The organism is Rufibacter sediminis, from assembly GCF_014269285.1.
Taxonomy (GTDB): Bacteria; Bacteroidota; Bacteroidia; order Cytophagales; family Hymenobacteraceae; genus Nibribacter; species Nibribacter sediminis.
On the sequence record NZ_JACOAF010000041.1, the window covers coordinates 249,596 to 270,998 of the forward strand.

The window sequence follows — 21,403 nt, forward strand, 5'->3', positions numbered from 1 at the left end:
AATGTTTCTAGTTGCTGGTTGTTTCTGGCGCGAGTCTCCAGACTCGTGACACCCGGTGCGTGGAGTCTCCAGACTCCCTTTCGTAAATTTACCATCCGTGGTTCCCGGCGAGTCTGGAGACTCGCTGCATCCCAAGTCACGAGTCTGGAGACTCGCGCCAGCCGTTTTCTTGGTTCCAGTTTGAAAACTGCTCCTATGACCTCGTTGTGTCTGGAAGACCTACGAGGGGCTTTAGGCTTCTTTTCTGGAAATCAGCCTTTAAAACAGAAATCTCAGCTTCTACGCATTATCCGCCGCATACCACTCCGCAAAGGCGTTCTCCGTCTCCCAGAGTTTGAGGCTGTGCAGGTCCACCGGCTCGGGCAGGTGCGGCAGCAATTGGTCTTTGATGTACAGCAGCATGTTCTCACAGGTGGGCTGGAAACGGGTGAGCAGTAGCTTATGGCCTTCCTGTTGCAGCACCGTGAGCAAAGCCGCGGAGCTGTCTTCGCGTAGCAGCAGGGCGTGGTCCAAGGGCTGTAGCACGTGCGTGTGCACGAGGTTTTTCAAGTCCCCGAAATCCAGCACCATGCCGTCTTTGGGGTGTTCAGAGTGGGTGAGCGGAATGCCGATGACGGTGACTTCCAGTTTGTAGGAGTGCCCGTGAATATGGCGGCAAAGGCCGTCATAGTGGGTTAAAGCGTGGGCGGCTTCAAAGGTGAAGCGCCGGGTTAAGCGGATGCGGTTCATTTCAGAAAGGAAGGGCGCAGGCGGTGCTTGCGCTGGTACGTTTAGGGGCCGTTTTCCTATAAACGGCCCCTAAACAGGTGTTCTAATCAAGAAGCGGTTCTGTTACGGACGTAAGCATGCGTGTGCTGGTGTTTACACATAACTGGACTGCGGTTCGTGCGGACTCAGGCGGACGCTAGCTCCCGTAAACAAGGCAGTGGTTGGCGGAAGTTCTTCGGGGGAAGGGCCTACGCTTTGACGCGCACGAGAGCGGCATCCAGCAACTGGTCTTCGGCTTGCAGCAGTTCTTCCAGCATGATGACTCTCTTCTCCAGTTCCTCAGTGGAGAACAGCGTGGGCAGCAGCTCTTTGTAGTAACTGATGCCCGCTTGCAGGTTCTGCCAGAAGTTTTGCAGGTACTTTTCCTGTTTGTCAGTGAGGGTTTCCAGCTGCTCGGCCTTCTTGTTTTTCCAATAATCGATGTAGAGTTTCAGTTCGTTGATGAACACGTGCGGCCGGTAGGTCTGGTTCAGGGCGTTGAAACGGCCGTAGATGTGGTCCACCATTTCCTGTAGCTTGAAGATGCCCGAGAAGAACGCCAGGTTGGGTCCGGGGCAGATGGCCACCGGCTTACTCAGGGCTTTCTTGCCCAGGTGGTACACCAGCGAGGCCGTGTTCGCCAGCCCTTCGCAGAGGCACTCTTTGGCCAAAAGTTTTGATTCTTCAGCTTTGTAGGCTTCCGGGGAAAGGTCCTGGTGCTGCAGTTGCTCCAGTTTGCGGCGCTGGAATTTACGCGAGGCGGTGCATAGCGGCTCCTCTGAGAACTCGGTGCTGGACACCAAGTGCTTTTTCACGCAGGGGCTGCCGGGTTTGCCTTTTTCAATGCGCGCGTGGGTGAGCTGTTCGCTGGTGGTGCCGCGCAGGGCGTTGAACGGAACCCCCAGCGGCGAAATCGGGCTCAGGTACAGATCCTCGGCTTTCGCTTTCGATAACTGGGTCAAGGTATCGGCGTCTACGGTGCTGGCCTCGGGCACCAGCAGGAAAGGCGTTCCCCAGCCGGTGGCCTCGCAGCCGTAATGCTCCCGCAGAAAGTTGTGCTCCGCCGCCGTACCAATGCCGCCCTGCACCGTTAGCCGCTGCGCCGGGGCCGAGGCCGGTATTTCTATTCCCTTGGTGTTCAGAGCTTGTTGGTACATAACCCAGAGTTCGGTTTTCAGGGCGATGCGGTTGGCTTTGAAATCCTCCAGGATAGGTCCCAGCAGGATGCCGTCGGTGGCGAAGGCGTGGCCGCCGCAGTTCAGTCCAGACTCCACCCGGAACTCGGAAACCCAGACGCCCTTCTTGGCCAGAATCTTGCCCTGCACCGCCGCCGACCGGTAATCGCTTACTTTGATGATGACCTGTTTCTGGAATTCGCCCTGGGCATCGGGCAGGAAGCACGGGAACTGCTCCAGGTAACTGAACAGCCGCGGGTTCATGCCCGCCGAGAACACGATGGAAGATTTCACGGTGCTTTGGGCAAATCCGCGGAGCGCAGCCAGAGCATCGGAATATTCCTGGGGCAGGGGCGAACCGTCTGCCGCGTAGTTGGTTTTGTCCAGCTTGGTCATGATGTTCACGTCAATGCTGCCTGGCACGATGGCTTCGCGCAGTTGGGCTTGTAAGAACTGGCGGTAAGGTTCATCTGGGGTCTGGAGCATCTGCTGGTACAGAATCCGCAAAGGAGAGTCATCGGGCAGCAGCTCGAAGTACTTGGTCAGCTGGGTGCCGGGGGCAAACTCCTCCTGCCGTACCTTCTCCATCTGCTCCTGCACCAGCTCGTCCACCAGATTGAGGTAGGCCGTCACCCGCTGGGCGCGGTAATCTTCCTGTTTCTCAGAGATGGGGGCAAACGGCCGTTGGTACAACGAGGCGTAATAGAGCCGCATTTCCTCCAGCAGGCGGTCATCGGCGAGGGAGAGCACCGAGGAGATGCCGTACCGGGCTACTTTCAGGGGCGAATCAATGGAAAAGGCTAATCCCATTACCGGGATGTGGAAGGTATGGAGAGAAGGAAAGGACATGGTGTTCACTAAAATTAATTGAATTTCCTGCTAAGATGGAAGGAGTGCACAAGGTAGGCACCCATGGGGCGTCACGCAGATGAGCAGCCGCAACCCCGCAGATGATGCTGGTCATTGTTATATAGCGTCTTTTTTATATAACCCCGATGATCGCGTTGCTTCCCGCGAAAGGCAGACGCGGGTTTTATGGCCGTTTTGGGAAAACAGGCGCAAAAAGCCTGGGCGGGAAAGAACCCGCCCAGGCTAGAAAGTAACCTCTGAAGAAAAGGAGGATAAAAGGAGGCGTTTACAGGGCGGCCAGCATGGTTTCGCCGGAGAGGAGCAGACCAGCCAGCGCGGCGGCTTGCTGCCTGATCTCCCGCAGCGCGGTAGATTCATAGAACTCACTTTTAAGCGGCGGACCCAGGGTGTAGAGATTCTCAACGGGAAAGCCATCAGAGCTGAGCAGGTTGCCGGATGGGGCCGCGGAAAGCCCCATCCGGAGGGCATCTGGGCAGATTAGCCCTTGACTGAGCAGGTTTTTCACCAGCGGTTCGTGGCTTTTGGTGTAGTCGCAGAGCGGGCCGGTGCAGTTGATGACCAGGTCCACCTCCAGGGTTTGCAGTTGGTGGGTTCGGCGTTCCCTGAGTTGGACCTGGGCTTTAGTGCCGTTTTCCTGCATATTCACCAGGGCGGCCGCCCTGACGTCCAGTTGCCCTTTCTGCTGTAAGGCCTGCAGTAACTGCGCGGAGGTGTGGGGCATGCGGTGCCGGTGCACCTCCCAGTACGGTCGTACATGGCGCAGGAATTGCTTTTTCTCTGCCAGGGTAAAATTCTGCCAGAGCACGGGAATGGATTCCCGCAGGGCATCTACCACGCTGTGCCAGGTATAGCCCTCGGCGGTCGCTTTCCTGATTTCCTGGCGCACGGCGCGCAGCACCTCCAGCGGGGTGAGATGGCCCTGCCGCTGCAACGGTTGGATGGGATACGGTTGAGTTCCCAGATAGTGCGCCCGGGGCACCATGCCGTGCCGCGAGATCACGTGTAGCGGACCTGTATGTCCTTTCGCGGCGAGGCTGCCCACCAGGTCCACCATGGTCAGGCTGGAGCCGATGAGCAATACCGACGCTTCCCGCGGCAATGTCTCCAGCACCTCCGTCGCCCACGGCGTGGCTTGGTAGTGGCGGCTCTGGTAAAAGGATTGGTTGGGGATGGGCACGTTGGTGGGAGCCAGGTTCCCGAAGGCCAGAACCACTTTCTGCGCTTCCAGTTGGCTGCCGTCTTGCAGGGTCACTAAAAAATCTGACGAGCCGGGGCACTGTTGTAGGGCAACTGCTTCTTTCGGCACCCGCACCAGGCGCACGTTTCGGGAGGCGCCAGCCTCAGCGTGTAAAAGCTGGTCCGCGACATAATCCCCGAAGATGTGCCGCGGGATGAAATCATCTGGGGTGACGGGCTGGGGCAAGGCCTTTGGGTAGCGGTGCCGATTTTCCTGGAGCCATTCTACGAAATCATGGGGCTGGTCCAGGAAGAGGCTCATGCGGTAGGCGGGCACGTTCAGCGGCTGGAAAGGGAGGCTGCTGCTATAGGCCACGCCCCTGTTCATTTTGCCGGCGTCCTTCTCCAGAAGGTAAACCGTGGTTTTTTCCCGGGCTGCTTTCAGTAGGTGAATGGCCGTCAGGGTGCCGCTCAGGCCGCCCCCCACAAGGACAATACGTGTATGCTCCATGGTCACAAGTTTCGGGTATCGTAGAAAAAGAGAACGTGTCAAGGCAGGCTCTAACCCAGAATACTGCGGGATGTTAGAGGGGGCGCAGCGAATCTGTACCTATACGGAAGCGTGTTCGGGCGGTTAAGCCGTTGGGGTTGCGACTGCCAACTTTTTCCAACGCCGTGCAGCCAGCAGGCAATACACCTGTTTCGTTTTGCAATTGCAGTGCTGGCCCCGGCACAAGCGGCGGTCGGGACCGCTGTTTTCGAGGTACTTTCGTAAAATAGTCCGAAAACAGAAGCCGGATTCCTCTCTTATTGGTGAAAGTGGATGCCCAATCCAGTGGGTTTTTCAAATCAAATCCGTTCAATATAGAGAAAGCAGGTATCCCGGGCAAGGTGGCTTTTTGGGTTTGGTGGTCATTTTCGCAAAACCTATCGGAAAATCAGTTTATGACCTGTTTTCAGAAAACAAGCCTAAAACCGAAACCTCGGAACCTGTATCTTTAGCGGGCTGATTTCTACCTGATTCCTGCTTTTACACCAGAGCCCATGAAATGGATCACCCGTGAGCGCCCCAAGATTGACCGGCTGGCCTGTCCCTGGCTCATCCGGCGGTTCATTGATTCCTCCGCGGAGATTCTCTACGTGCCCGAGCATCAGGTGCTGGACCAGGCCAAGGAATTGGACGCCATTCCGTTTGACATTCCGGGCGTGGAGTACTCGCATTACCAGGACCACTGCACCTTTGATTATTTCCTGAAGAAATTCGATTTGCAGGACCCCGCGTTGCAGACCATGGCGGTGATTGTGCGCGGTGCTGATACCGATGACCACACGTTGGCGGCGCAGTCGGCGGGGCTGTGGGCGATCTCGCACGGCATGGCGTTCAATATCTTAGATGACCACGAGCTGCTGGACAAAGCCATGGTGCTGTATGACGGGCTGTACAGTTGGGCCAAACACCTGCAGCACCAGAAACACACCACGCATCCTTCTGAGAAGCTTTTTCTGGAGGTGTACCAAAAATACCTCCAGGAGAAAAAAGAATCGGCGCAGAAAGTGCCCGCGTGGGCGCAGCACCTGAAGGAGATTATCCAGGACCAGATAGACACCAACCTGAGCCTGAACCTAAAGGAAATCTCGGAAGCGCTGGATGTGCACCCGGCCTACGTTTCCCGGGCGTTTTCCAGGTATTTTGATAATCTGTCGTTTGGGGAGTACATCCGGAAACTGCGCATAGAGAAAGCCCTGAACCTGCTGCATACCTCGGGCTACACCCTGGCCGAGGTGGCTTACCTCACCGGTTTCTCAGACCAGAGTCACTTCACCCGCATCTTTCGGCAGCATCTGGGGCAAAGCCCGTCTGCGTACCAGAAAAGTTTAAAGAAAGGTAAACCAGATTCCAAAGGTTAACGCTGTTCTAGCTTGCGTAGAAGGAGAAGCGTACCCTTGCATATAAATTCAGGACGACCATGGAAACCAAGATGCCAGACACTGCTTCTTCGCCAAAAGAGAGACTCGCCGCGCCAGAGAAACCTTCGTTCAAGGAAGCGTTTCTGTTCTGGCTGAAGCTGGGTTTTATCAGTTTCGGGGGACCGGCGGGGCAGATCGCCATCATGCACGCCTTTGTGGTGGAGCAGAAGCGGTGGGTCTCAGATTCCCGGTTTCTGCACGCGCTCAACTACTGCATGCTATTGCCCGGCCCCGAGGCCCAGCAATTGGCCACGTACCTGGGCTGGCTCATGCACGGCGTGCGCGGCGGTCTGGTGGCGGGCATTTTCTTTGTGCTGCCCTCGGTGTTCATCTTGCTGGGCCTGAGTGCGGCGTACGTGAGTTACGGGACCATTCCGTGGGTGGCCGCGCTGTTTTACGGCCTCAAGCCGGCAGTGGTGGCCATTGTGGCGCTGGCGCTGTTGAAGATTGCCGGCAAATCGCTGAAGACCTGGTTCCACTACGGGTTGGCGCTGCTCAGTTTCGTGGCCATTTTCTTCCTGAAGATTCCGTTTCCGCTGATCATCCTGGCCGCCATCGTTTTGGCGATAGTTTTGCGAAAAGTGACTCCAAACCTGTTTCAGGAAAAAGAGACCACTCCGCAACAGGCTCAGGACGAGGAAAGCTATTACCTGCACGCGGGCAGCGAAGTGGTAGGAACTGGGTTCTCCTGGGGGAAAACGCTGGCGCGATTGGGTACTACGCTGCTGCTGTGGGCGGTGCCGTTGTGCCTTTTTTACCTGCTCACCCGGGAGTTCACGTTCTGGAGCCACCTGGTGGTCTTTTTCACCAAAGCCGCGCTAGTCACGTTTGGCGGGGCGTATGCGGTGCTGCCGTACGTGGCGCAGGTGGCCGTGGAGAAATTTGACTGGCTCTCGCGCTACGAGATGATAGACGGCCTGGCCCTGGGCGAGACCACGCCCGGACCCCTGATCATGGTGCTAGCCTTTGTGGGCTTCATGGCTGGCTTTAACCACTATGAAGGTTCTCTGGCCATGGGCGCGCTGGGGCTGCTCACCACCACCTTTTACACCTTTCTGCCCTGCTTTTTATTTATTCTGGCGGGTGCGCCCCTCATTGAACGTACCCGCGGGAACGCCGCCGTGAAATTCATTCTGGGTGTAGTGACGGCCGCCGTGGTGGGCGTGGTCCTCAACCTGACGGTGTATTTTGGAGTGGCGGTGCTGTTCCCCGAGGGGCTTTCCCTGCGCGGCCTTGACGCTTTCGCTCTGGTCTGGCTAGTGGTATCGTTTCTGGCCATGTACCGCTTCAAAGTGGGCATGATGCCCTGGATTGGCCTTAGTGCCGTTGCGGGCTTGCTGCGTTATCTTCTGTTTTTCGCTTAGTTTACCGGAACAGTGCCCAAAACGGAAGGCAGTAGCTGTGCTGCTAACGAACACTTGCTTAGTAGCTTGAGAAAATAAATCTGAAATTTTGGAAGAAAAAGTTTGGCGGTCTCATGCAAAAGTTTTCTATTTGTCTACTACATCTATAGAGATTAAGAGTATCTAAGTAGTTGCTCCTCCCTGACGCGTAAGCCAAGGGTCTATCTAGGCAAGAGAAATGGGGAGCTGCTACCCAGAGGTAGAGAAGAAAAAATAGGTCGTGTGGCTGAGAGGCAAGGCAAAGACCAGCAAAGTCTTTTACGGCGGTTCGATTCCGCCCGTGACCGCAGGAGAAATCTGTAGGAATAATCCTCCGGCCTACGTAGGTGTCGCTCTGTAGGGAGGATTGTTTTAGGGCGATTTTTGGAAAAGTACCCCAGAAACTCCGGTGGTTTGGGCCTGATTCGGGGAGAGAGCGGGGCAAGGGTAAGGGCTTGTCTCTGCTCTTTTCCCGGAGCTGCTTCTGCCTGAAGCGGGAATTTACCCGCAGGTAACACAAATTCTTTAGGAAGTGGCTTCCTTGAATGGATCCGCTACCAGCCGCCTCAACCAACCAGATGTATGAGACCAGATGTTTTAAAAGTAATCCAGAGAAGAAACCAAATGTGCTGCTTCCTTCCGCTTCACCCCAGTTGTTGTTGCCGCTAACCGCTTGCAGCATCCGTTTTTCTTGTCTTTTACTTTTTTACCATCGTTATGAAATTCAGACGTTTACTTCTCTTTCTTCTGCTTACGTTACCGGTTTTTACCCTGCACGCCCAGGAAACGAACCTGATTGAAATCAACGGCCGGGTGACCGAGCAAGGCTCCCAGGAGCCGCTGCCGGGCGTGAGCGTATACGTGCGCGGCACAGTGACCGGAACCGCCACCAACGCCTCCGGCCAGTTCACCCTGAAAACCAAACTGAAGTTTCCGTTTTATCTGGTGGTGTCCATGGTGGGCTACCAGCCGCAGGAATTTGAAATCACGGAGCCCGGTGCGCGGCTGGACATCTCGCTGGTGACCCAAACCTTGCTGGGCAAGGAAGTGGTGGTGACCGCCTCCCGCGTAGAGGAAAGCATCCTGAAATCGCCGGTGGCGATTGAGAAACTGGACATCCGAGCCATTAAGGAAACGCCCGCGCCCAGCTTCTATGACGCGCTGGAAAACGTGAAAGGCGTGCAGATGACCACCAGCAGCCTCACCTTCAAAGTGCCCAATACCCGGGGCTTCAACATTCCCAACAACTTCCGGTTCATGCAGCTGGTAGACGGCGTAGACATGCAGGCCGCCACACTGGGCGTACCGCTGGGCAACGCCATTGGGCCTACGGAGCTGGACATTGAAAGCGTGGAGATCACCCCGGGCGCGGCCTCGGCGCTGTATGGCATGAACGCCATCAACGGCATGGCCAACCTCATCACCAAAAGTTCTTTCCTGTACCAGGGACTGAGCGTTTACCAGAAAACCGGTATCAACCACGTAGACCGCATTGACACCGAGCCCAGCATTCTGTCTGAGTTCGCCGTGAGGTACGCCAAAGCCTTCCAAGACAACTGGGCCTTCAAGGTCAACGCCAGTTACATGGACGGCACCGATTGGCGCTCCAATTCCCCCGATGACCAGAACCCCAACACCCTGAACACCGCCAACCCCTCTTTCCCGGAGCTAAACGGAGCCAACAACCCCGCCTATGATGCCTGGAACAAGTACGGCGATGAGAACAACAATGCCGTGACCATTAGCGGCGTGCAATACGGCGGCAAAAACCAGACGTTTCTGGTGCGCAGAACCGGATACTGGGAGAAAGACGTGGTGAGCCCGCGCGTAGACAACCTCAAATTTGATGCTGCCCTGCACTACCGCCTCGGCGATAACGCCGAAGTTTCCTATGGCTACCGCATCGGGAAGATGGACGGGGTGTTCCAGCGGGGCAACAAGATTCAGCTGGACAATGTGGTGGTGCAGAACCACCGTGTGGAGTTGAAAGGCGCCAATTACTTTGTGCGGTCGTACGTGTCCATTGAAAATACCGGCGACTCCTACAACGTGAAACCCATGGTAGACAACCTGGATATCACCAGCGGCGGCTCCAACAGCGAGTGGGGCGCCAAATTCAAGACGGCGCTGCAAACCCAGTTGAACGCCGGCACTGATCTGGTCACGGCCATGCAGCAGGCCCGGCAAGCCGCCGATGCCGGTAGGGTAGAGCCGGGCACTCCGGAGTTCAACGCCTTGAAGAGCACCATCAGGGACATCAACAACTGGGATCACGGCAAAGTGGTGGCCGGCGCTCCGGCCACCGGCGGCGCGTGGCTCTCCCAGAAAAGCCGCCTCTACCACACCGATGCCCAGTGGGATTTCACTGATCATATCAAGTTCGCCAACTTGTTGGTAGGGGCCGATGCGCGGGTGTACGAGGTCATTCCGGACGGGAACAACTTCGTGGATTTCACCCGGCCCATTGAGGAGCGTACGCTGCCCGGCGGCAACAACGTGTACTACAAGAAATTTGGCGCCTTCGCGCAGCTGACCAGAACTCTGCTGGGCGACCGACTGAAGCTGTTCGGTTCACTGCGGATGGATTACAACCCGGAGTTCGACCCGAAGCTGAACCCCAGAATCGCAGCGGTGTACACCGTGTCGGAGAAGCACAACTTCCGGGCCTCGTACCAAAACGGATTCCGGTTTCCGGCGCTGTTTGAGGCCGTTTCTTACGTGAACAACGGAAACGTGCGCCGCGTGGGTGGTTTGCCGTACATCAACGAAGGCCTGGGCTATCTGGACAACTCGTACACGCTGGCCTCGGTGAATGACTTCAACGCCGCCGTGAACAGAGACGTGACCTCCGGCCTGACTACGAACGAAGCCGCCCTGAAAAACCGCCAGGTGCTGCAGATCACCCGCCTCTCGGCCACTAGGCCGGAGCAGATCAACTCGTTTGAAGTGGGCTACAAGAGTGTGTTGTTCGGGAGCAAACTGGTGGTGGACATCGATGCCTATACCAACGTGTATGACGGATTTCTGGGCCAGGTGGAAGTAGCGGTGCCCAAAGGCAACAGCGTGCAGGTGGGCACCGATGAAGCGGTGCTGGCCATGCTGGCCGCCAACCGGAACGGGCAGCAGACCCGCTACCGCGTGTACACCAACGCCAGGAACAAGTACAACAACTACGGCTCGTCGCTGGGGCTTACCTACAACTTCTACCAGAAATTCACCCTCTCGGGGAACGTGAATTACAACGCCATCAAAACCAATGAGGAGAAAGACATTTTCGTGACGGCCTTCAACACACCCAACTGGATCACCAACGTCTCGCTGGGGAACCGCGAAGTGCTGAAGAACCTGGGCTTTAACGTGGTATGGCGCTGGCAGGACTCATTCCTGTGGGAGAGTCCGCTGGCCAACGGCACCGTTCCGGCTTACAGCACCGTAGATGCCCAGGTGACACTTCGGGTGCCCGAAAGCAAAATCACCATCAAAGCTGGAGGGACCAACCTCTTCAACCAGCGCTACATCCAATACGCCGCGGGGCCTACCATTGGCGGGCTGTACTACGTGGCTCTTACTCTAGACGGATTGCTTTCCAAGTAGATTGAAAGGGTGGTTTCTCCACCCTTTTTTCTTTCCAGAACTCCGCAGCCGTTGCCCGGTTTTTGATTCCTGATTTGAAGGTGTTTTTCAGAAATCGGGCCTAAAACGGCTTTGGGGTAGAAGTATCTGGGCAACTGAATTCTCAGCTGAGGCAGGGGCAAAGCCCCGTTCGTTTTAGGGCCGTTTTTAGGAAAACAGGTCAAAAACAGTAAGCGGTTTTCTTCCGGAAGAACACAAGCTAAGGGGGTGTTCTGGCGGAAAACCGCTTTTTTCATTTCCGTCACTTTTCGAAACGAACCCAAGGGCAAAATTCTTTGGCGAAAAGGTTAGGTTGCAATAAACCAATTGGTTTATTTTGAGCCATGAAACCAGCCCAGATCACCAAAGCCGAGCGGACCCGTCAACTGATCATTGAGAAATCAGCGGTGCTTTTCAACGTGAAAGGCTTTGCGGGAACGTCTTACCAGGATCTGATCGAAGCCACGGGAGTGACCAAAGGCTGCCTCTACGGACATTTCGCGAGCAAGGAAGAACTGGCCGTGGCCGCTTTTGAGTTTGCCGCGCAGACGTTGATTGAGCGGGTGGGCAACGCCATGGCACCGTACGAGAAAGCCGGTGATCGACTACGCGCTTTACTGGACTTTTACCGCGCCTATCTCTCTAACCCCATCATTGCCGGAGGTTGCCCCTTGATGAATACCGCCGTGGAAGCCGATGACAACCAGCCTGCCCTGCAGGAGCGGGTCATCCGGGTACTGAATCGGCTGCACAAAGGCGTGCGCAACCTGGTCGAGCTAGGCAAAGAGCAGGGCCAATTTCGGGCTTCCGCCGATACCGCTGCAGTCGCCACGTTCTTCATCTCCACGGTAGAAGGCGGCATTCTGCTGGCCAAAGCGTATGGCGACGAAAAGCCGCTGCACACCGTGTTAAACCAACTGGAACGCTGGCTGCACCTGGAGCTGGGCTCGTTTTAATCTCTTTTCAGAAAATTGCTCCTAAAACATACTTGAAACTATGATCCCCACTACTTCCTCTCCCAAACCCACCGTGCTGGAAAGCCAGACCCGCATCCGTTTCGATCACTGTGACCCGTTCGGGCATTTGAACAACAGCGCCTTTCTGAACTACTTCCAGAACGAGCGCGAAGATCAGGTGGAAGCCGCCTACGGGCTGGACATCCACGCGTTCTTCCGGAAGACGGGCCGCGCCTGGGTCGTGGGCCAAAACCAGATTGTGTACCTGAACCCGGCGGTGGTGCGGGAACTGGTGACCATCCAAACCAGCATCCGGCACGTCACCGATTCCAGTATGCTGGTGGAGCATATCATGCTGGACGAGAAAAAGGAAAAGCTCAAAGCGGTGCTCTGGACGAAGTTCGTGTACATTGACGTGCGCAAAACCGCCCGCGCCACCCATGAACCCGAACTGATGGCCTTGTTTGAGGAAGTAGTGGTGAAAGAAGAAACCCCGGCGCTGTTTGAAGACCGCGTCAAGCAACTCCGTGACCAGATGAAGGCGGTGAGCGCCCAATAATCCTCGGGAGGGACTGTCTCCATTCTGCTGGCCTTCGGCTGTGAGTTTTCGCCCGGATGGTAAGTTTTCGCCTTTCTTTTGGAAAACTGCCCCTAAACGGAACTCCATTTAGATCATGATCTGCATGGCCAAGCACTTATCATAACCTACCACAGCAAGACTTTATCCACAGGACAACAACTCCTCGGGCATTCTGGTAGATTCCTCTTCCTAAGGCATAAAAAAGCGTTTGGGGCCTGTTTTCCAGAAAACAGGCCCCAAACGCTTCTTCGTTTGCGTGTAAATCACAGGTTCAGCGTGCCGGCAATTTCCTTTAAGGTGACTTCACTCACCTTGGCCAGGTATTGGGCATTGCTGTAGCGTACGGTGGCGTTCACGTAGTTCAGCTGTGCGTCGCGCACCTCCACCGTGGTGATGCTGCCTAACCTGAATTTCTCCATGGTGATGTCCAGGTTCTGACGGGCAATGCGCTGGTTGTTTTCTTCCAGTCTCACCAGACTAAGGTTGGTCTGGTATGTCTGAAACGCCGAGGCTAACTGCGCATTGATGTTCTGATTGACCTGCTCAAACTGCAACCGGGCGCTGTTGATGAGGATGTTGGCGTTCTGCTCATTTCTACGTTGGTTAAACCCTGTGAAGATAGGGACAGAGGCCGTGACCCCATACGTTAATCCGTTACCAGAAGAAATGGAGGTGAATCCTAAGGGTGATAAAGCATTTTGGTTTTTAGAAAAGTTATACCCCGTATTCACCCCAATGACCGGCAACCGATTGGCTCTAATTATTTTGGCGTCCAGTTCTGCAATCCGGCGGTTCAGCACCGCAGATTTCAAAGATGGGTTGAGTTTGGCCGCCTGCGCAGAAAGGGCCTCTAGGGTAAGCTGGTCATCAATCAGGATGTCGTCTGGAACGGTGAACCGGATGTTGACATCGCGCACCAATAACTCGTTCATGGTAATCTGGGTGTTACGGTATAACTCCTGTTGGCGCAAGAAGTTAGTGGTATCGGTATTATAGTCTACTTGGGCATTCAGCACCTCTAAGCGGGCTGCCTTTCCAATCTCGAACCGGTTTTGGGCGGTGGTCACCCGCAGGCGTGAAAGAGAGATGGCCGTATCATAGGCCCGGAGTTGCTGCTGTTGCTGCACCAGGTCATAAAACGTGCTCATGACATCGCCCACGCGCGAAAGCACCGTCAGCTGGAAGTTAGACTCGCCCAGTTTCTGCAGTTCCTGCAATTGCTCATAGCGGATGAACATGGCAAACCCGTTGAAAACGGTCCAGTTCAGGCCTACGCCATAATTAAGGTTTGAGCTCTTTCCCCAACTTACTTCATTAACAGGCCTGCCATCACCGCGGTCTTGGGTGCTATTCTGAAGCGAGCCATTATTATTCAGCGTTGCACTTACTGTGGGCAACATGCCCGCATTGCCGCGGCTTACGTTGTTTTCCGCGATGCGGCGGTCATTGGCCGAGAGCTTGATGTCATAGTTTCTCTCCAGCGCAATCCGGACGGCATCTTCCAGGGTCAGTAGTTCCTGAGCCTTCGCCTCACTTGCCCCTAAAAGCATGCTGAGGAAGAAGAGACTCAGGAAACCAAATGTATATTTTAACATAAAAGGGTTTCTTCGATCAATGAATTAGTGGGCAACCGCTTTCTCGTACTCTTCAATGTGGTCAAACTCGGGGTGGTGTTTCCGTTCCTTAGACCACATGGAGTAGATGGCCGGGATAATGAACAGGGTCAGCACCAAGGAGAAAATGGTGCCGCCCACAATCACCACGCCCATGCCCATACGGCTTTGGGCGGCCGCTCCTAAAGCCAGCGCAATAGGCAAGGCGCCCAGGGCGATGGCCAAACTGGTCATGAGGATAGGCCGAAGGCGCGCCTCCGAGGCTTCCATGATGGCTTCCATCCGGGACTTGCCTTCCTCCCGCAGCTGGTTCGCAAATTCCACGATCAGGATACCGTTCTTGGTTACCAGCCCGATAAGCATGATGGTCCCTATCTGGCTGAAGATGTTCCAGGTCTGCCCGAACAGCCACAGCGACAGCATGGCCCCGGCTACCGCCATAGGTACCGTCAGAATAATGATGAACGGATCAATGAAGCTCTCGAACTGGGCGGCCAGGATGAGGTAGATCAACAGCAAGGCCAACCCGAAGGCGAACATGGTGTTGGAACCACTTTCCACGAAGTCGCGGGATTCGCCGCCTAAGTCGGTGGAGAAGGTTTCGTCCAGTACTTTGTCACGGATGGCATCCATGGCTTCAATGCCGTCACCAATGCTTTTACCCGGAGCTAGTCCCGCCGATACCGTCGCAGATAAGTACCGGTTGTTGTGGTACAACTGCGGCGGACTGCTGCGTTCTTCCATGGTGACCAGGTTGTCCAGCTGAATCAACTGGCCGGTGGAGCTCCGCACGAACAGCGAGGTCAGGTCCATGGGGTCGTTGCGGTCTGGGCGGTCAAACTGGCCCATCACCTGGTATTGGCGGCCGTTCATCAAAAAGTACCCGAAACGCTGCCCGCTTAACGACAACTGCAAGGTCTGCGCCACGTCTATCACGGAGATTCCCAGACTCTGGGCTTTCTCGCGGTCAATGGTGATGTTGATCTCGGGTTTGTTGAATTTCAGGTTCACATCTGGCTGCATGAACGTAGGGTCGTTCGCAACGGCTTCCATGAACTGCGGGATCTTCTCCTGCAACTTCTGGAAGTTGGGGGCCTGAATGATGTACTGGATTGGCTGTCCTCCGCGGCGGTTCACCGAGATGGTGGGCTGCTGAATCACGTTTGTACGGGCTTCTGGGTACCGGCGGGTCAGTTTAGACAAATGGTCGGCCACTTCCTTCTGGGAGCGTTCCCGTTCTTCCTGCGGTTTCAGGGCCAGACGCATCATCCCGCTGTTCACGGAGCCGGAGCCCCCAAATCCAGGGGAAGTAATGACCAGGTTCACCTGCTTTTCGGGGATGGAGTCATCTACCAGGGCAGAAAGTTCGGTCATGAAACTGTCCATGTACTCATAGGAAGCGCCCTCTGGGGCGGTCGCCATCACGCGCAGCATGCCGCGGTCATCATAAGGGGCGGTCTCTTTCTGCAGGGTCATGTAGAACAACACAATCAAGCCCAGACAGGCGAAGATCACCGGGAAGCTCAGCCATTTGCGTTTCATGAAACCGGCCAGCGCCTCGGCGTAGCCGCTGTTCATCCGCTGGAACATGGGCTCCGTCCAGTTGTAGAACTTGGATTTCTTCTGCTCGCCGCCTTTCATCAGGTACGCGTTCAGCATGGGGGTTAAGGTCAGGGAAACGAAGGCCGAGATCAACACCGCTGCGCCAATCACCACCCCAAACTCGCGGAACAGCCTCCCCACGAACCCTTCTAAGAAGATAACCGGCAGGAACACCGCGGCCAACGTGATGGAGATGGAGATAACTGCCATGAAGATCTCATTGGAGCCTTTGATGGCCGCCTCAATAGGCGACATGCCTTCCTCTACTTTCTTGTAGATGTTCTCCGTGACCACAATCCCGTCATCCACCACCAGACCGGTGGCTAGTACAATGGCCAGCAGGGTCAAGACATTGATGGAGAAGCCCGCCAGGTACATGATGAAGAATGTGGCAATGAGCGAAACTGGAATATCAATCAACGGACGGAAGGCGATGCCCCAGTCCCGGAAGAACAGGTAAATGATGATGATCACCAGCACCAAAGCGATCAGGATGGTTTCAGCTACCTCGGTCACCGATTTCTTGATGAAGATGGTATTGTCCATCACAATGTCCAGTTGGATGTCTTTGGGAACATCGTTCTTGAGCTTCTCGAACTGGTCATAGAAGTTGCCGGCAATCTCCAAGTAGTTGGTACCCGGCTGCGGAATGATCGCCATCCCCACCATGGGCACGCCCGATTCCGTCATCTTGGTTTCCAGGTTCTCAGGACCAAGCTCAGCCCGGCCGATGTCACTGAAACGGGTGATGGTTTCACCTTCAGAAGAGATAATCAGGTCGTTGAACTGCTGTTCGTTGGAGAGGTTACCTAAGGTTCTTACCGTAAGTTCGGTGTTGCTACCGCTGACCTTACCGGTTGGCAACTCCACGTTCTGGCGGTTGAGGGCGGTGCGTACGTCTCCTACGGTTAAGCCGTACGAGGCCAGTTTCATAGGATCAAGCCATAAACGCATGGCGTACCGTTTCTGGCCCCAGATCTGCACGCTACTTACCCCGGGTATGGTTTGCAGGCGCTGCGAGATCACGTTCTCGGCGTAGTCAGAGAGTTGCAGGGCGTCCCGGTTGGCGCTGCGCACCGTCATGGTGATGATGGGTTCCGAGTCGGCATCGGCTTTTGAAACTACGGGTGGCGCGTCAATGTCCTCGGGCAGGCTTCTTACGGCCTGTGATACTTTGTCGCGCACGTCGTTGGCGGCTTCCTCCAGGTTTTTCTCCAGGTTGAACTCGATGTTGATGTTGCTGCGGCCCTGGTTACTGGACGAGGAAATGTTCCGGATACCGTCAATGGAGTTGATGGCTTTCTCCAGCGGCTCCGTGATCTGCGACTCAATGATGTCTGAGTTCGCGCCCGAGTAACTGGTACTCACTGACACGATGGCCGGGTCAATGGACGGATATTCCCGTACGCCCAGGAACGTGTACCCAATCACCCCAAACAGCATGAGGAGCAGGTTAAGCACGATCGTGAAGACGGGCCGTTTTATGCTTGTGGTGGATAAACTCATGTTAAATCAGAAAATTATAATTGCTTCGCCAAGGCTACTTTCACCGGGCTTCCGGCCTTCAAAGACATCACACCCGTGGTTAACACGGTATCGCCGGCGCTCAGGCCGGAAGTCACCAACAGATCATTCTCAGTGCGGGTGCTGGTTTCAATCATCACTTCCTTGGCTTTGCCGTTCTGGGTGATGAAGACTTTCTTCCCGTTCTGGACCGGCACTACCGCTTGCGTGGGAATCAGGAGGGCGTTCTGGATAACCGCCAAAGGCAACTGAATGTTAGCAAAAGAACCCGGCATCAGTTCTCCTTTGGAATTGTCGGCGCGGGCGCGTAGCTGAAGCGTGCGAGTAGCGGCGGCAATGCTGGGCTCAATGGCGTATACCTTGGCGGTGAACTTCTCGTTAGAACCGGCCACGGTAAAGGTCAGTTCCGTATTCAGTTTAACCTGACTGGCATATTTTTCCGGCACGGCAAACGTGATTTTGATGGGGTTGATGCTCACCAGATTGGTGACTACCGTCTCAGGGGAGAGGTAGCTGCCGGAGGAAACTGCCCGTAGACCTACTTTTCCGGAAAACGGTGCCGTAATGGAGGTTTTGGCCAGCTGCGCCCGAACCAACTGAATCTGGGCCTGGGCCGTTTTGAGCTCGGCGCGGGCCACATCGTATTCCTCGCGGCTGATGGCTTCCTTCTCTAAAAGCAAGCGGGCCCGGCGCTCATTCTCGGCGGTGAGCGATTGGCGGGTTTGGGCCTGGGCCAGTTGGGCGCGCAGCTCAGAGTCGTCAATCTTGACCAGCACCTGGCCTTTGCGCACGTTGCTGCCCTCCTCAAAGAAGATGCCGCGCACCAGACCAGACACCTGGCCCCGTACCTCAATCTGCTCATTGGCTTCAATGGAACCCGTCACTGACAATGAATTGGCGAACTCCTTTGGGGTGGCCACTACGCCACTTACCCGCATGGCCGGAGCGCCTCCTGGTCCGCCGGGTCCACCCGGGCCTCTACCTGCGCCACCGCCGCCCGGACCTCCGCCGGCCCCGGCTGCTTCTTTGTTGCTGGTGATGCGGTAATACACTAAAGCCCCGAAACCAAGGATGAGCAGCGCATAGACAATGTGTTTTATCTTCATAGAATTGGTAATACTAAACTCTTGCGGTTGTAGTGAGAAGAGTGGTGACTGTGGTTTTGTTTAAAGTAAATGGCTGCAAAGACAGCTAAGATAACCCAGGGAGATAGCCGGTAGGTTCCTGGGCAGGAAAAGAACTGGAAACTGCTGGTGCTAACTACCCATTGCCCAGAGAAGGATGGAGCGGTTGGGAGAGCAAGCCAGACCCGCTTTGGCGCGCGTGTGAGGCCTGGGTTGGGGATAATTCACCGCCGGGCGGGGTGAGAGCTGATGAGACAAGCACGTTCTTCATTCTGAGGGTTGGGGGTGATCTACATGGCAAATAGCCGCCGGGTAGAAAGCAAAAGCTTCTTACCACCACAGCAGCAGGTAAATTTATCGCGTTTTTTGGCTATTTTTAGAAATTAGACCTAAAAACAGAAAGAAGGTTTAAGCAAGGTCAGAAAAAATATCGGCCTTTCTTCTTTCCAGCCTCTTATTTCAAAACCAGCCGTAAATCAAGCACATGGCCAAACCCGATGCCGCCCAGAAAAGAACTAATTTCTTCCAGGATGTCTATGAAGTTGTGAAACTGATTCCGCCAGGGCGGGTCACCTCGTACGGGGCCATTGCCGCGTACCTGGGCGCGAAAGGCTCGGCCAGAATGGTGGGCTGGGCGCTCATTGCGTCGCATTCTCAGCAGGGGATTCCGGCCTACCGCGTGGTGAACCGAAACGGCATGCTCACCGGCAAGCAGCATTTTGAGTCGTATGACGCCATGCAGGCGCACCTTGAAGGCGAAGGCATTAAGATAAAGGATGATCAGGTGCAGGATTTTGAGCAACTTTTCTGGGACCCGGCCAAAGAACTGCTGTAAGATGAACCCATCCGTAGACTTGAACAACATCTCCAAGAAGAAACAGCACTACCCGGTCACCGAGCGGCTGCAACGGTACCTGCGCGACTATGACCGCGAAGCCCCGCTGGCCATCACCTACCAGGACCTGCTGCATTTCACCGATACCTACCCGCTCTATGACCGCTGGGGCCAGGACACGCTTTGGCAGACCGTGGTCTACGACCAGAGCCAGATGCACGAAATCTACGAAGGGCTCACCCGCATTTACGTGCAGCTGAAATCGGGTGGGAACGAGAGCCTGATGGAGCAGCTCTCCGTGCAGCGGGTGGATTACTGCACCTTCGGGAATTCCAACCCCTTCCGGATCAGGATCGTGAATTTGCTCAATGACAACTATGACTACTTCTACTTTAAGAAAGCCGATGCCTCGCGCATCTACGGCCTGGAGTTGGAGCACGTCTTGTCGCCTAACCGCATCAACTACCTGGTGCACGGCGCCTCACTCATAGAGGAGCACATTGCGGGCATCCCGGGCGATGAGTTCATCAAGCATTACCTGAGTCGGCCCAACCTGAACCGGGTGCGGCTGGCCAAGGAGTTCGTGAAGTTCAACGAGCGGTGCTTTGCCCTGCTGCTGGGCGACATGCGCTCCTATAATTACGTGGTGGTGGTCACGCCCGACTTTGAGGAGGAGCAGTACCGGGTGCGGCCCATTGACTTTGACCAGCAGAGCTACGAGGGCCGCAAAACCATGTACCTGCCCCAGTTTTTCAAAGACAACAACCCCATTGTGGCGCTCTGCACCCAGTTGCTGCACCCCGAGACCATGAAGCAGTACCAGAACGAGGAACGCACGCTGCTCTTTAGGCGCATCCGGGCGGCCCGCTACCGCCTGAAGGACCTGGTAGACTGCATGCGCAAAGACACCATCTCGTCACAAGAGAAAGTGACGCAACTGCGCGAGGAACTGGCCCGGCACCACAAGGTGGAGGAGTTCCGGCATTGCCATTCCATGGGTGACCTTGTGCGGCTGCAGCTCAAGCTGATGGTGCGGCATTTGTGAGTTTTCGGTTTCTTTTCTTAAAATCGGCCTTAAAACGGCTTTTTACGTATTGGGCCTGATGATCGCTTTTATGCCCTCCCAACTTCTCCCCAGAGTGTCGCCGGTGCTGCGGCTTTTCAAAGATGCGTTTGAACTGTTCAGGCAAAATGATCCGCTGCGGCTGGCCTCGTCAGTGGCGTTTTTTACCTTGTTCGCGCTGCCGCCCATCCTCATTCTGGTGATCTCGTTGTTGGGTGTCCTCTTCAACGATGCCCTGATTACCGGGGAGCTTTTCAACAAACTCACCAGCTTGGTGGGCGAAGACATTGCCGGCCAGATTGAGCTTATTCTGACCAATTTCCTGGATCTGCAGGGGAACGGCTGGGCGGCCGTGCTCAGTTTCCTGTTCCTGACGTTCGTCTCCACTACCTTGTTTACCGTGGTGCAGAATTCCGTGAACCAACTCTGGAGCATCAAGGTACGGGGGCAGCAGCACCTGAAAGGCGCGTTGCGGAACCGGTTCCGGGCGCTGCTCATCATTTTCACCAGCGGTATCCTGTTCCTGGGTTTTCTGGTCATTGACGCCTCGCTGGCTTTTCTGAACGACCATTATGTGTTGGTAGACGAACAGTTTCAACTGCAGCTGCTGCGCGTGCTCAACCGCCTGTTGGGTTTGGTGGTGGAGACTGCCTGGTTTGCCATTATCTTCCGGTTTTTGCCGTTTGCCCACATGCCGCCGCGGGCAGTGTGGGTAGGAGCGGCGGTGACGGCGCTGCTCTTTCTGCTGGGCAAAATGGTGCTTGCCCGGGTACTTATTAACAGTGACCTGAGCTCGCTGTACGCCACCTCGGGTTCCATCGTCATTTTGCTGCTGTTCATCTTCTACTCGGCCATGATCTTTTTCTTCGGTGCCTGCTTCACGCTGGTGTACGCCCGCTACAAACACATGCCGCTGCACCCTAAGTCCTTTGCCACGTTCTACGAGTGGCGCGAGACCGACCACTCTCCCCTGGAAGAAGTATAGCCCAATCCTGTTTTCGGCCCTCTTTCCTGAAATCGGCCTTAAAACGGAAGTGTTTCTGCTAAATATCTGGTTCTCCGTGACCTTTGCGGCAGATTTTACAAACGCTTGTTTGTTTTATTTGCTTTACGCAGGCACCCGTTATATATTGCTGATCAATTGAATTGCTTTAGAGGCAACTCGTTGTTAATCAA

14 protein-coding genes and 1 tRNA gene are annotated in these 21,403 nt (G+C 55.4%); 9 read left to right on the top strand and 6 right to left on the bottom strand.

The window, feature by feature from the left end; genetic code table 11:
• Window positions 1-279: 279 nt before the first annotated feature.
• The 3 genes from H7U12_RS17175 to H7U12_RS17185 form a co-directional block, all read right to left on the bottom strand.
• Entirely contained in the window at window positions 280-729 is a 450-nt protein-coding gene (locus H7U12_RS17175; protein WP_186640293.1) for a 6-pyruvoyl trahydropterin synthase family protein, read from the bottom strand.
• 227 nt (window positions 730-956) lie between these two features.
• Window positions 957-2,771 carry a hypothetical protein gene (locus H7U12_RS17180; protein ID WP_186640295.1) on the bottom strand — a complete coding sequence of 605 codons (1,815 nt, stop codon included), beginning with the start codon at window positions 2,769-2,771 and terminating at the stop codon, window positions 957-959.
• A 286-nt stretch (window positions 2,772-3,057) separates the two neighbouring features.
• Window positions 3,058-4,479: an FAD/NAD(P)-binding protein gene (locus H7U12_RS17185; protein ID WP_186640297.1), complete on the bottom strand. Its 1,422-nt coding sequence runs from the start codon at window positions 4,477-4,479 to the stop codon at window positions 3,058-3,060.
• 533 nt (window positions 4,480-5,012) lie between these two features.
• Between H7U12_RS17185 and H7U12_RS17190 the strand changes: the two genes are divergently transcribed.
• From H7U12_RS17190 to H7U12_RS17215, 6 genes are all read left to right on the top strand, one after another.
• Window positions 5,013-5,876 (top strand): chromate resistance protein ChrB domain-containing protein, encoded by an 864-nt coding sequence (locus tag H7U12_RS17190; protein ID WP_186640299.1) that lies wholly within the window; start codon window positions 5,013-5,015, stop codon window positions 5,874-5,876.
• Between the two features lie 59 nt (window positions 5,877-5,935).
• Window positions 5,936-7,300 carry a chromate efflux transporter gene (gene chrA, locus H7U12_RS17195; protein ID WP_186640301.1) on the top strand — a complete coding sequence of 455 codons (1,365 nt, stop codon included), beginning with the start codon at window positions 5,936-5,938 and terminating at the stop codon, window positions 7,298-7,300.
• A 255-nt stretch (window positions 7,301-7,555) separates the two neighbouring features.
• Window positions 7,556-7,626 (top strand) — tRNA-Cys (locus tag H7U12_RS17200).
• Window positions 7,627-8,035: 409 nt separating this feature from the next.
• Complete coding sequence (locus H7U12_RS17205) at window positions 8,036-10,912, top strand: TonB-dependent receptor (RefSeq protein ID WP_186640303.1); 2,877 nt, start codon at window positions 8,036-8,038, stop codon at window positions 10,910-10,912.
• A 362-nt stretch (window positions 10,913-11,274) separates the two neighbouring features.
• Entirely contained in the window at window positions 11,275-11,886 is a 612-nt protein-coding gene (locus tag H7U12_RS17210; RefSeq protein ID WP_186640305.1) for a TetR/AcrR family transcriptional regulator, read from the top strand.
• A 40-nt stretch (window positions 11,887-11,926) separates the two neighbouring features.
• Window positions 11,927-12,445 carry an acyl-CoA thioesterase gene (locus tag H7U12_RS17215; protein WP_186640307.1) on the top strand — a complete coding sequence of 173 codons (519 nt, stop codon included), beginning with the start codon at window positions 11,927-11,929 and terminating at the stop codon, window positions 12,443-12,445.
• 284 nt (window positions 12,446-12,729) lie between these two features.
• Here H7U12_RS17215 and H7U12_RS17220 read toward each other — a convergent pair whose 3' ends face one another.
• From H7U12_RS17220 to H7U12_RS17230, 3 genes are read right to left on the bottom strand one after another with little or no spacing between them, the layout of a single operon-like run.
• Window positions 12,730-14,061: a TolC family protein gene (locus H7U12_RS17220; RefSeq protein ID WP_186640309.1), complete on the bottom strand. Its 1,332-nt coding sequence runs from the start codon at window positions 14,059-14,061 to the stop codon at window positions 12,730-12,732.
• 24 nt (window positions 14,062-14,085) lie between these two features.
• The gene (locus tag H7U12_RS17225) at window positions 14,086-17,187 is read right to left on the bottom strand and encodes an efflux RND transporter permease subunit (RefSeq protein WP_186640311.1); all 3,102 of its coding nucleotides are present in this window, start codon (window positions 17,185-17,187) and stop codon (window positions 14,086-14,088) included.
• A 14-nt stretch (window positions 17,188-17,201) separates the two neighbouring features.
• Window positions 17,202-18,311 (bottom strand): efflux RND transporter periplasmic adaptor subunit, encoded by a 1,110-nt coding sequence (locus H7U12_RS17230; RefSeq protein ID WP_186640313.1) that lies wholly within the window; start codon window positions 18,309-18,311, stop codon window positions 17,202-17,204.
• A gap of 502 nt (window positions 18,312-18,813) precedes the next feature.
• On the opposite strand from H7U12_RS17230, the gene H7U12_RS17235 reads away from it, so the two are divergent.
• The 3 genes from H7U12_RS17235 to H7U12_RS17245 all read left to right on the top strand — a co-directional run bounded on the left by H7U12_RS17235 (window position 18,814) and on the right by H7U12_RS17245 (window position 21,212).
• The gene (locus tag H7U12_RS17235; protein ID WP_186640315.1) at window positions 18,814-19,164 is read left to right on the top strand and encodes an MGMT family protein; all 351 of its coding nucleotides are present in this window, start codon (window positions 18,814-18,816) and stop codon (window positions 19,162-19,164) included.
• A gap of 1 nt (window position 19,165) precedes the next feature.
• Window positions 19,166-20,209: a hypothetical protein gene (locus H7U12_RS17240; protein ID WP_377165104.1), complete on the top strand. Its 1,044-nt coding sequence runs from the start codon at window positions 19,166-19,168 to the stop codon at window positions 20,207-20,209.
• 70 nt (window positions 20,210-20,279) lie between these two features.
• Entirely contained in the window at window positions 20,280-21,212 is a 933-nt protein-coding gene (locus tag H7U12_RS17245; protein WP_186640317.1) for a YihY/virulence factor BrkB family protein, read from the top strand.
• Window positions 21,213-21,403: the final 191 nt, after the last annotated feature.